At 70.8% G+C, this 11,914-nt stretch carries 9 protein-coding genes and 1 pseudogene; 4 read left to right on the top strand and 6 right to left on the bottom strand.

Going from position 1 to position 11,914, the window contains the following annotated elements; all coding sequences use genetic code 11:
* The first annotated feature begins 3 nt into the window (after positions 1-3).
* The 3 genes from hpt to folE all read left to right on the top strand — a co-directional run bounded on the left by hpt (position 4) and on the right by folE (position 3,624).
* On the top strand, positions 4-579 hold the full coding sequence (hpt, locus tag ENC19_RS19995; RefSeq protein WP_164448636.1) for a hypoxanthine phosphoribosyltransferase: 576 nt from the start codon (positions 4-6) through the stop codon (positions 577-579).
* A gap of 325 nt (positions 580-904) precedes the next feature.
* A complete protein-coding gene (ftsH, locus tag ENC19_RS19990) occupies positions 905-2,923 on the top strand; it encodes an ATP-dependent zinc metalloprotease FtsH (protein WP_164448635.1) in 2,019 nt (672 codons plus the stop codon).
* 38 nt (positions 2,924-2,961) lie between these two features.
* Positions 2,962-3,624 carry a GTP cyclohydrolase I FolE gene (folE, locus tag ENC19_RS19985; protein WP_166458880.1) on the top strand — a complete coding sequence of 221 codons (663 nt, stop codon included), beginning with the start codon at positions 2,962-2,964 and terminating at the stop codon, positions 3,622-3,624.
* A gap of 11 nt (positions 3,625-3,635) precedes the next feature.
* On the opposite strand, the gene ENC19_RS19980 is transcribed toward folE, so the two are convergent.
* On the bottom strand, positions 3,636-4,271 hold the full coding sequence (locus ENC19_RS19980) for a hypothetical protein (RefSeq protein ID WP_164448634.1): 636 nt from the start codon (positions 4,269-4,271) through the stop codon (positions 3,636-3,638).
* Between the two features lie 70 nt (positions 4,272-4,341).
* A pseudogene (locus tag ENC19_RS19975) lies at positions 4,342-6,893 on the bottom strand (FtsK/SpoIIIE domain-containing protein).
* Between the two features lie 198 nt (positions 6,894-7,091).
* Here ENC19_RS19975 and ENC19_RS19970 point away from each other — a divergent pair.
* Complete coding sequence (locus ENC19_RS19970; protein WP_164448683.1) at positions 7,092-7,646, top strand: hypothetical protein; 555 nt, start codon at positions 7,092-7,094, stop codon at positions 7,644-7,646.
* 2 nt (positions 7,647-7,648) lie between these two features.
* Here ENC19_RS19970 and ENC19_RS19965 read toward each other — a convergent pair whose 3' ends face one another.
* From ENC19_RS19965 to ENC19_RS19950, 4 genes are read right to left on the bottom strand one after another with little or no spacing between them, the layout of a single operon-like run.
* The gene (locus ENC19_RS19965) at positions 7,649-8,242 is read right to left on the bottom strand and encodes a hypothetical protein (RefSeq protein ID WP_164448633.1); all 594 of its coding nucleotides are present in this window, start codon (positions 8,240-8,242) and stop codon (positions 7,649-7,651) included.
* 13 nt (positions 8,243-8,255) lie between these two features.
* Complete coding sequence (locus ENC19_RS19960) at positions 8,256-9,422, bottom strand: M23 family metallopeptidase (protein ID WP_164448632.1); 1,167 nt, start codon at positions 9,420-9,422, stop codon at positions 8,256-8,258.
* Positions 9,415-9,975: a hypothetical protein gene (locus tag ENC19_RS19955; RefSeq protein ID WP_164448631.1), complete on the bottom strand. Its 561-nt coding sequence runs from the start codon at positions 9,973-9,975 to the stop codon at positions 9,415-9,417. Before ENC19_RS19955 ends, ENC19_RS19960 begins: the two co-directional genes overlap by 8 nt.
* Entirely contained in the window at positions 9,972-11,912 is a 1,941-nt protein-coding gene (locus tag ENC19_RS19950; protein WP_164448630.1) for an MraY family glycosyltransferase, read from the bottom strand. The genes ENC19_RS19955 and ENC19_RS19950 overlap by 4 nt, the downstream gene beginning before the upstream one ends.
* Positions 11,913-11,914: the final 2 nt, after the last annotated feature.

Below are 11,914 nucleotides of genomic sequence, written 5' to 3'. Positions count from 1 at the left end.
GTCATGGCTGACGGCTCCTGGTACGACGCCGACATCGACCACGTGATCATCTCCGAGGCGCAGATCCGAGAGAAGACCGCTGAGCTGGCCAAACAGGTCTCCGCAGACTACGCGCACGTCTCCGACGGGCTGCTGCTCGTCTGCGTACTCAAGGGCGCGGTCATGTTCATGGCCGACTTCGCCCGGGCGCTGGGTCGGCACGGCCCCCCGGCCGAGCTGGACTTCATGGCCATCTCCTCGTACGGGCAGGGCACCACCTCCTCGGGAGTGGTCCGGATCCTCAAGGACCTCGACCGGGACATCGCCGGTCGGCACGTCGTCGTCGTGGAGGACATCGTCGACTCCGGGCTGACCCTGTCCTGGTTGCTGCGCTACCTGGAATCGCGTTCGGCCGCGAGCGTCGAGGTGGTCGCGCTGTTCCGTAAGCCGGACGCGGTGAAGGTGACGGTGCCGGTCAGGTACGTGGGCTTCGACATCCCGACCGAGTTCGTCGTCGGGTACGGCCTCGACTTCGGTGAGCGCTACCGGGAGCTGCCGTACGTGGGGGTGCTCAAGCCGGAGGTCTACGCCCGCTCCTGACCAGGTGGGTACCGGCGCGTCGGCACCTCCCGCCCGGCGTACAGCCGCCTTTCAGCTGATCGGACTACCGTTGACGACGGTGCCCCGGAGATCCGACTTCGGGCCACGCCGGCTGACATCCGGTTCGCCGTACGCGTAAGTGCTGGGCTCGCCAGCTCATATCGGTCTCGCACGGTGTACCGTCGAATGACCGTGGCGCGGCAATCGCGCCCCGGGGTCGAGGCCGGCCCGCACGGCGGCTCCGGCAGCCGCCCAGGCGGCGACACCCACAGTCGGTCAGGACGTCGATCAGGAGGATGCGGGCGTCTCGGCGCTCGACAACAGCATGGAACGTACGCGTTTCTTCCGCCGACCGGTGTTCTGGGTCATCCTGGTCATCCTCGGCGCCGTCGTGCTCAGTCAGTTGTTCACCGGTGGACCCAGCTACCACCGGGTGGACACGTCCGTCGCGCTCGACCAGCTCAACAAGGGCGGCATCGAGAAGGTCGTCTTCCAGGACAAGGAACAGACGATCCAGCTCGAGCTGGCCGAGGAGACCGAGTTCGGCGACACCACCACGAAGCTGATCGAGGCTCAGTTCCCGTACGAGGTTGGCGACGAGGTCTGGAACGAGATTCTCGAGGCCAAGGCGAACAACCGGATCACCGGACCGGCCGATGTCGAGGTGTCGTCCGACAGCATCTGGGTCAGCCTGCTGGTCAACCTGCTTCCCATCGTGCTGCTCGTGCTGCTGCTGCTGTTCTTCATGTCGCAGATGCAGGGCGGCGGCTCCCGGGTGCTCAACTTCGGCAAGTCCAAGGCAAAGATGATCACCAAGGACACGCCGAAGACGACGTTCGCCGACGTGGCGGGCTCCGAGGAGGCCGTCGAGGAGCTGCACGAGATCAAGGACTTCCTGCAGAACCCGGCGAAGTACCAGGCACTCGGTGCGAAGATCCCGAAGGGCGTGCTGCTCTTCGGCCCGCCCGGTACCGGTAAGACGCTGCTCGCCCGAGCGGTGGCCGGCGAGGCCGGGGTGCCGTTCTACTCGATCTCCGGCTCGGACTTCGTGGAGATGTTCGTCGGTGTCGGCGCCAGCCGGGTCCGTGACCTGTTCGAGCAGGCCAAGGCGAACGCGCCCGCGATCGTCTTCGTTGACGAGATCGACGCGGTCGGCCGGCACCGTGGCGCCGGCATGGGCGGTGGCCACGACGAGCGCGAGCAGACGCTGAACCAGCTTCTGGTCGAGATGGACGGCTTCGACGTCAAGGGCGGCGTGATCCTGATCGCCGCCACCAACCGGCCGGACATCCTCGACCCGGCGCTGCTGCGGCCGGGTCGGTTCGACCGGCAGATCCCGGTCGACGCCCCCGACATGGAGGGCCGCAAGGCCATCCTGCGGGTGCACGCCAAGGGTAAGCCGTTCATGCCCGACGTCGACCTCGACTCGGTGGCCAAGCGGACGCCGGGCTTCAGCGGTGCCGACCTCGCCAACGTGATCAACGAGGCCGCCCTGCTGACCGCCCGGAAGGACCAGCGGGCCATCTCCAACGACTCGCTCGAGGAGTCGATCGACCGCGTGATCGCCGGTCCGCAGCGCCGTACCCGGGTGATGAGCGACCAGGAAAAGAAGATCACCGCGTACCACGAGGGTGGGCACGCGCTTGTCGCCTGGGCGCTGCCACACGCCGCACCGGTGCACAAGGTGACCATCCTGTCCCGAGGTCGTTCCCTGGGCCACACCCTGGTGCTGCCCACGGAGGACAAGTACACCCAGACCCGCGCCGAGATGGTCGACACCCTGGCGTACGCGCTGGGCGGCCGGGCCGCCGAGGAACTCGTCTTCCACGAGCCCACCACCGGTGCCGGCAACGACATCGAGAAGGCCACCCAGCTGGCCCGCGCGATGATCACCCAGTACGGGATGAGCTCCAAGCTCGGTGCGATCAAGTACGGCACCAGCGGCGACGAGCCGTTCCTCGGCCGCAACATGGGCCACGAGCGGGACTACTCCGACGCCGTCGCCGCCGAGATCGACGGCGAGATGCGGGCCCTGATTGAACTGGCCCACGACGAGGCCTGGGAGATCCTGGTCGAGTACCGGGACGTCCTGGACAACATCGTGCTCGAGCTGATGGAGAAGGAAACCCTCTCCACCGCCGACATGGCCCGGATCTGCGCCCGGGTGGTCAAGCGACCGCCGATGGCACCGTACAACGGCTTCGGCAAGCGGCAGCCCTCCACCGAGCCGCCCGTACTCACCCCGGCCGAGAAGGACGCGCTGAAGGTGCAGGCCGAGGCCGACGGCGCGGAGGCGACGGTCGGTGGCGTCAGCTCGAACAACTCCTCGGACGGTTCGCACTGAGCACCGACGAGCCGGCGGCCAGTTCCCCACAGCGGGGACTGGCCGCCTCCGCCACCGAACCCGACACCGACCGCCTCGACTACATCGCCGCCCGGTTGATCAACGGCCGCCTGACCGGGCGTCCCGTCGAGGACACCATGGACCTCGGCCGGATCGAGAAGGCGGTCCGCGAGATCCTCATCGCGGTCGGGGAGGACCCGGACCGCGACGGCCTCCAGCAGACCCCGGCCCGGGTCGCCCGGGCGTACGCGGAACTCTTCGCCGGTCTGCGCGTCGACCCGGCCACGGTGCTCACCACCACCTTCGAGGCCAACCACGAGGAGCTGGTGCTGGTCCGGGACATCGACGTGATGAGCCTCTGTGAGCATCACTTGCTGCCCTTCCGGGGCAGCGCCCACATCGGCTACATCCCCGGTCCCGACGGCCGGATCACCGGACTGTCCAAGCTGGCCCGGCTGGTCGAGGTCTTCGCCCGGCGTCCCCAGGTGCAGGAGCGGCTCACCTCGCAGATCGCGGACCTGCTGATGACGCGGCTGGAGCCGCGGGGCGTGATCGTCGTGCTCGAGTGCGAACACATGTGCATGGCGATGCGGGGCATCCAGAAGTCCGGTGCCAAGACGATCACGTCTGCGGTGCGTGGCACGCTGCAACACGACGCCAAGTCCCGGGCCGAGGCGATGGCTCTGATCATCCCGCGCTGACCGGCGGGCGGTCAGGACGACAGCATCCCCAGCACGATCCCCGCGTTGACCACCACGGCCGGGACCAGGCAGGCCAGCGCGCCGAACCGTGGCGTGCGGTCCACCCGCTCTCCCGGACCCGGCGGAAAGCAGCGGCCCACCGCGAGCCAGCCCAGGCCGAACGCGACCGCCGGTGCCGGCAGCGCCACCAGCACCGTGAACGTGGTCAGCGCGCCGGTACCCGCCAGCAGGTACACCACCCCCAGCAGCACCGGAACGAACAGCCCCAGCGGCCCGTACACCAGCAGATTGCGCGCACGGGCCGGCCAGTGCGCCACCCGGGACAGGCCACGGGCGGCCAGCGTGTCGTCCGCGCCGACAGCCCACCGACGGGCGTCCCGCAGGGCGGTCAACACGGCCGCCGGACCACCGCTCATCGACCGGGTCGCCTCGGCCAGTTCGGGAGGGGTCGGCGCCAGCGAGATCGGTGGTACCTCCAGCTCACGCAGCCGACTCTCCTGCGACACCAGCCGGGTGCGTACCCCGGTCAGTTCCTCCCGGGCGGCCTGGACCGCGCGGGCCTGCTCGCCCGCGGCGGTCGCCGCGCCCCGACGTACCCCGTCGAGCTGCCGGGCCGCGGCCAGGTAGTCGGCCCACGCGGCTCGCACCGGGTCCCCGGCGTACCGGCAGCCCGCTGCCGGACCGGCCCGGCGGCGGTGGCCGGCGAGTGGTCGAGAGTCATCCGGGTTCCCCCTGCTCGCTGCCGGGCACCTCGTACGGAACCAGCACCACACCGCGCTCCGCCGGCCCGTCCCAGAGCACCACCCGGTCGGGCCGAGGCCGCCACTCCACCGGACGACCGAAGACCGGAGTGAGTTGCGCCCCCGGCACACCCGCCACCGCCACAGCGGTCAGCTTGTCCACCGTCTCGTCCGGCTGCACGAGCGTCGCGAACGACGGCACCGTACGCCACCAGCCGAGCAGGTGCTGCCCGGCCGGAGGCCCGTCGCGCAGCAGAGCCCGCAGTCGAGCCGGCGGCAACTGCTCGGCCGGCGCCATGTCCAGCCCGAAGACGACCAGGTACGCCGGCTCGCCGGCGTCCGCCACGGCGACCAGCCCGGCGAGGTCCACCCGGTCAACCTGGTGACGCTCCGCCAACTCCGCGACCAGAGTGTCCGCCAACTGCGCTGCCTCGGCATCCGCCACGGCGACCACGAACCGCGCCGTACCGGCCGGATGGTGGGCCGCGGTGGTGTGGGCGGCCGTCGCCAGCAGGCGGCATGCGGCAGGTCGTGGACCGAGAACCGCGAGGTTGCGCCCCGCCGCCGGTCCGAACGACACCGTCGCGGTGCTGCGCGAGACATCCACCACCCGCCCGAGCAACGCGGCCGGTACCGTCGACTGCCCCGCAACGGCTGCCCGATAGCGGGGATCGTTGCCCAGCAGCGGACGTGCGTACCCGGCGAAGACGACGGGCGGCGTCGCGTTCGGCGGGCGGGCCGACCAGAGGCGATGGCGCAGCCCGGTGACCGCCTCCGGCTCGTCTGCCGGGTCGGGGAACCGGACCATCCGCTCATGACCTCGGATCGCTCCCCGAGGGCCGCCGAGCCCGCCCGCGGTGTTGACCACCGCGCTGCCCACCGGCAGACCGGCCGCGGCGTCGTTGGTGGGTGCCAGCACCGCCCCGCCGCCAGGCAGCGCCACCCGCACCGGGAACTGGCCCGGCAGGGAGTCCCGCTGCCCGCCGTCGGAACGGGTGCCCAGGCCCAGGTCACCCTCGCCGGCCAGCACCAGGTGAACACCGTACGCCCGCCCGGTCCTCGCCAGTGCGTCCAGCCGGGCGGCCACCTCGGCGGAGAGCCGGTCCCGTTCGGTGAGAAGCACCTGCAGGTTCTCCAGCACACAGACGACCCGAGGAAGCGGGCGATGTTTCCGCAACTCGGGGAAGCGCTGCCCACCCGCGCGGGCGGAAGCCTCGGCGCGCCGCTGCACCTCCGCCGTCAACTGATCCAGCAGATCCAGCACGTACTCCCGGTCGGCGGCCATCGCGGCCGCCCGGACCTGCGGGATCCAGGACCTGTCCCGCTCGGTCTGCAGGAATTCCGCGAAGGACTCACCGGCACCGAGGTCCACCAGGTACAGCGACAGCTCTTCCGGGCCGTACCGCGCGACGAGTCCGAGCAGCGCCGTGGTCAGGAAGGTGGACCGGCAGCCCCGTGACCGGCCGCTCACCAACCAGTGCGGGGTCAGTTCGGTGAAGCCGAGCGAGACCGGACGCCCGCCCGCGTCGCCGACGGTGCTGGTCAGCCCGTCCGTCCCGGCCGCCTGCCCCAGCTCGTCCACCGACGGCAGCAGGTGCGACAGGGCGAGCCGGCTGCCGGCCTCGACCTGGGCGGCGATCCGCCGGCACACGGTCTCGACCAACTCGGTCGGCGGATCCGGGTCGACGAACACCGGTGAGTTCAGACCTCCGTCGGTGCCGGCGAACGCCGCACCCGGCGGATTGCCGAGCAGCGCATAGGCCGTCCGCATCGCCAGCGACGTAGCCCTGGGCAGCGCGGCTCGGCCGGCTACCGGCCACCCCGCCACCACCAGGTGCAATCCGGCCGCGGGTCCCTGCTCGGCGAGTGCCTCGATCCGCGCCAGGTCACCAGGCAGGTGCGGTTCGGGCAGCGCGGCCAGCACCAACAGCAGAGAACGGTCGTGCCGGCGAGGACCGGAGGCGTCCGGCGCCACCCACCGCTCCGCCTCCGCCAGCACGGCCCGCAGACCGTCGGCGTCCGTGGCCGGCGGGGCCAGCACCCGGCGTCGCCGAGCGCCGCGAACGGTGCCAACGCGACGCCCGTCGCGTCCACCACCCGCACCAGCAGTGCCCCCGCCGGTGTCGCCGCCAGCAGGCGCAGCAGTACGGCCCGCAGCAACCCGGCGACCCGAGGGTCGCCCGCGTCGGCGTCCATCGCGAGGTGTCCACTGCCGAACATCGGCACCAGCGCCGGGAAACGTGCGTCGTCCAGCGGCGCGGCCGTGCCCACCCGGACGAACGGCGGTGAGCCCTCCCCGGCGGGGTGGGCCGGAGCGACCGCGTCCAACGCGGACCCGGCCCAACCCGGGGCGAGGATGCCGGCCGCGTCGCGCAGCCGCTCGGCCAGCGCGTACTGGCGGCGCTGGTCAGCCGGGACGGGACGGGTCTCGTCGAGGATCGTCGTCGCCGCCGCGACCGTCGCAGCGGCCCGGCGGTGCAGCGCGGCGGCGCGGAGCGTCCGTGCCTTCGGACCGCCCACCGTGTCCACCCCCTCCGCCCGAGGTCGGCACCCACTCGCCGGGCAGAAGTGACGGTATCCCAGCGAGGGCGTCACCTCCGGGATCCGGCGCGGCGCTGCGCCGTTGTTGTCAGGGATCTCACCGATCGGCAGCGTTCGGTCACGATCTGCCAAATCTTGGGCATTGGGTCCGGAGCCGCCAGCGGATAGCCTCAGGGGGTGGAATCAGTGCCGCCCTCCGCCGGTTCCCAGGTCTCCCGCGTACCGGCGCAGAGGACCCCGCCGGAGGAGTTGGCACCGCCTGCGGTCGCGCCGGCGCCGCGCCAGCCCCGGCGACGCCTGCGTACGGTGTTGACCGTGGTGGCGGGGGTGGTCGCGGCGCTCTGTCTGACCGGCGGGGTGGTGGGCTATTTCGTCTACGACCGAGCCACCACCCCCGACCGCAGCGCCCCAGATGTGGTGGTGGACAACTACCTGCGTGCGTTCCTAGTCGACCGCAATGACGTACGCGCCTCGATCTTCATCTGCGAGGGCAGCACGGATCTGGGTCAGCTACAAAGACTTAGGGACGACTTGGCAGACCGAGAGGTGCGATTCGGAACGACAATGTCCACCGTTTGGGGGGAACTTCAAGTGGATCGAGATGGCGACAACGCCGAGGTGCGCGTGAATCTGACCTTTGCGGCGCAGGTTGACGGGATCCGACAAAGTGACCGGCAGGCATGGACGTTCACCACGCGGCTGAACGAGGACTGGCGGGTCTGCTCAGCGACGGCCGGCTGACCTCACTCCACCCACAGCATGTGGACCGGTACCTCCAGGGTGGTCGGTGACTGGCCGCGCCAGGCCCAGCGGTACCACTCCATCTCGGGAGTCACCCGCACACAGATGTCGCCCTCGGCGCCCGAGTAGGTCTCGGTCACCGCACGCAGGTCACGGTGCTCGACGGCGCCGACCATGTGCACGACCCGTCGCCCGGTGACCGAGTCCGCCTCGAAGACCGGCGTCGGTGCTGGGTGGGCCGGGGCGTCCAACGAGACGAGCCGCAGGCGTCCGTCCGTCGTCGGCGTGGTCGCTGCGCCGACCGTCTCGACCCAGACCCGTTCGACCGGCACCAGCGGCGCGAACACCTCGACCTGGTCGGACTCGGCGCGGTACCACTCGTGTTCCGGGATGACCGGGACGTAGGTGCGGCTGTTCTGCACGACCCGTTCGTCGGCCCGCAGGTCGGCACGCCAGCCCAGACCGGGCAGACCGACAAGTACCCGTCGTCCGCGTAGTTCGACGCTTCCCGCGGCGGGGACGATCTCGATCGGACGGGGCGGTTGGGGAGCCCAGTCGGGCTGGTCGGCGAACGGGTCCGGAAGCGGTTCGGTCATGACGGCCCGTGGTTCACCCGACGCCCTTCAACGGCGCACCCTTCGACCGCATGAACGGGACCGGGTCGATGGCACCCCGGCTGCTGCGATCGCCGTCGACGTGCACCTCGAAGTGCAGGTGTGGTCCGGAGGAGTTGCCGCTGCTGCCGACATCGCCGATCACGTCACCGGCCTGCACCGTGTCGCCGACGGCGACCAGGGGACGACTCACCAGATGACAGTAGCGGGTGATGATGCCTTGGGCGTGCAGCACGTCGACGAACCAACCGCAGCCTCCCTTGCCAGGCCAGCCGTCCTCGTCGCAGCTGAGCCGTCCTCTCCGGTCGGGGTCGCAGCGGGAGACCAGTACCCGGCCGGTCGCCGCGACCCTGATATCGGTGCCCCTTATCGCGGAGATGTCCACACCGTTGTGTCCGGGCCGGCTGGCGGTCCGGAATCCGGAGCCGACCCCGCCCGGAATCGGTGCGGTCCAACCGGAGGCGGCGATCTCACCGCCCGCCGCGGCGTCACACACCTGCTGTCCGGCGATCAGCGCGGTTCGTGCCGCGCCACCGGCCAGCGCGTCCACGATCCGTGCGGCCAGTTCCTCGTGTTTGGCGTACGCGTCCGGGAAGGCGCTGATCTGCACCCGCTGTGCGGCCACGGTCAGTGGCAGTTTCTCCCAGTCGGGTAGGTCGACCAGCTTCTCGTAGAACTTGCGGGACGCGTACGCGGGATCCATCCGCTGGGCGACCGTGCCCCACGAGGCCCGTTGCTGGAAGAGACCGACGGAGTCGTGGTCGGCGCCGACTCCCTCGTTCGGGATGTCCCGCGACTCGCCGACCGTGCTGTTGGCCAGGTTGAGCAGCCGCGACTCCTGCATGGCGGTCGCCACCGCGATCACCCAGCCCCGTGGCGCCACCTTCATCTCCTGGCCGACCTTGATGATCACTGCCGCGTTCCGCAGCTGACGTTCCCCGTACTCGGCGAAGCGCGGCATCTTGCCGGTGACATTCACCTCGAAGTCGCCGGTGCACTCCATGCTGGCCGGGCTCAGCTGCTCGGCGGCGTCGCCACCCAGCTCGGTTAGGAAGAAGGCACCAGCGCCACCCGTACAGCAGAGCAGTGTCAGCGTCGCGGTGAGCGCGGCGGCGAGGGCGCCGATCCGGACCGGCCGACGGGGATGGCTCTGCTCACTCATCCCTGCTCCAGTCCACCGCATCCACCAGCCATCGCCCGTCGGGTGCCAGCAGTTCGAGCCGGAGTTGCCCGTCGTCGAGCGGGATCGTCGCCTCCACGAAGGTCTCACCGCGTGGGCGGAGTGTCACGTCGCCGGTGACCGCGCTGGCGGGCACTTCGGTCGGATCGGCGCCGGAAAGCTTCTCGACGAGACCGGTGGTCGAGAACGGGCGTAGCGCGTGGTGCCACTCCTCGGCGGTCTGGCCCGGACGGCCGAGCCAGGCGGCGGCGAAGCGGGCGGCCACCACTTCCGGGGCCGGCTGGCCGGGCCGGGTGACCGGGGACGGAGTGGTCGTCGTGGAGATCGCACCGTCGTCCCCGGTGGTCGGGTGCACAGTGGTGATCGGTTCGGGCGGGCGATTGCTCAGCCCGGCCGCCGGATCGGTCGGGCCGGCCACCAACCTGGCCGCCCCCACCACCCCGAGCACCAGTACGGCGATGCCGAGTGCGGCACCCAGCCGGGACCGTAGCAACCGTCGGAAGAGGAACTCGACCGCCCGCCGCACGATGGTCACCGGGCCTCGGAGCGGACCCGTGGTGCCGGCTTCTCGGGCGTCCGTTCGGCCGAACCGGGACGGTAGATGGCGTAGGAGGGGTTCTCGTCCGGCACGTCCGGCTCGGTCCAGGAGGCCGGCTGCCGACGACGCGGCCTGGGGGCCACCGGAGCGGCCTTGGTGCGCAGTTCCTGGGCGGAGCTGTCGGCACCGTCCGTTCTCGGATCGTCCGGCCGCTTCGCGGCCGCCGGTGCCCCCGCCGGCACCGGATCCGGCCGAGCCTCCGGACGCATCCTCGGCTGCTCGGGTGCGATCGCCCGACGCCGTCCCACGCTTGGCTCGGCGGTGCCGCCGGGCTCGGCGACGTCGAGCCGGGCCGCGGTACGCATGTCCCGGAAGAACCGGCGGTGCCAGGAGCCCGCCGAGCTGACCGCCTCGCTGTTGTCCTTCCCGCCGAGCTGGGTGATCCGGCGGTAGGGGCGCAGCAGCAGCCAGCCGACCACCCCGCAGAGCCAGACCAGCACCACCTGAAGCCAGCCGGGAAGGGTGGCCGTGCTCATGATGAGGTCGACCGCGAAGAGGTAGATGGCGGCACCGGTGCCGAAGATCGCGATGTTGAACAGCGCCGCCACCACCGCGTTACCCAGCCGTCGCAGACCGGCGCTGGCCGGTCGGAGCAGACCGATGGTGCCGAGGATCGGCGCCGCGATGACCGCCCATCGGAAGATCAGGAAGCCGAGCAGCACCAGCAGTGACGCGGTCAGGTCGAACATCGCGAAGAGCAGGGCGGCGAGCACCGCGATGAACCCGGCGCCCACCCGATCCATGTCCCGGACGCCCTTCAGGTACTCGTAGGCCTCCGGATCCTCCCGTTCGATCTGCGCGGCGACCGTCATCCACTGCTGCTTCTTAGCGTTGATGGTGGCCTCACGCGTCTGCGGATTGGCCCGGATCTTCTCCGTCTCCTCCCAGGACAGCGACTTGGCGTCGTAGAGCGCCGCTCCGTACTTCCTGGCGGTCTCGCTGTCGGCCGAGCCGAGCACCCCGCGCAGCCAGTTCCGGTAAAGCATCGCCTCCGCGGCGGTGTCGCTGGCCCGGACCGCTGGTGGCCGCTTGTCCGTGCAGGCGTCCGGATTGGGCATCGCACACCGGTCCGGCGGCACGTCCTTGGCGGCGGGGCCCACCGCGTCGTGCACGACGCCGAGCGTGGAGACGAGGGCACCGTCGGCGAGGTTCGCCGACTTGACCGGCCAGGCGGCCAGTGCGGTGACCGCCACCATCACCACCAACGCCCAGCCCGCCGTGGTCATCGCGTTGCTCATGTCGGACTGGCGCGAGCGCCAGAGCAGGTAGAGCCCGACCACGCAGAGCGTGACGATGCCGAAGACACTGAACACCTTCTGGTAGATGGCCTTGGTGGCCTGGTCCACCAGGGGATCCGCCCAGCCCCACATGGTGCCCGGCTCCCACGCGCGTTCGCGCAGCGCGTTCGAGGCGCCGATGATCGCCGTGGCCATCATGAACTCGCCGTTGGCGATGGTGTTGGTGAACTTGTAGTCCGGGTGCAGCAGCGTGGTCGCACAGCCGGAATCGATGTCGTAGGTGCTGTAGCTGTAGCCGGCGTATCCGTAGTCGCTGTAGTAACCCTTCGGGCCGGGCAGCTTGGAGGCCTCGGGACGGGAAGCGAACCACCCGGCGATGCCAGAATCCGGCGCAGTCGGCGTCGGGGGATTACGGCACGTCGCCTCCGACTCCGCCACCTGCTGCAGCTTGGTGACGCAGGCGCGGAAATCGACCTGCCACTCCTCGGTCGTGCAGAGTTCGGCCGCCGCGGCCTGGTACCCGGCCGAAGCCGCGTACGCCGGTGTGGCGGTGAGCCCGGGCCAGCTGATCGTGGCTGCGGCGAGGACGCCGAGTGCCAGGAGGAGCGCCGTGATCCGTGCCCGGGCCCTCGCCATTG

Source organism: Verrucosispora sioxanthis (genome assembly GCF_010560025.1).
In the GTDB taxonomy this organism is placed as follows: Bacteria; Actinomycetota; Actinomycetes; order Mycobacteriales; family Micromonosporaceae; genus Micromonospora; species Micromonospora palythoicola.
The sequence above is the reverse complement of the archived record's forward strand: the minus strand, read 5'-3'. Positions and strand labels throughout refer to the sequence as shown.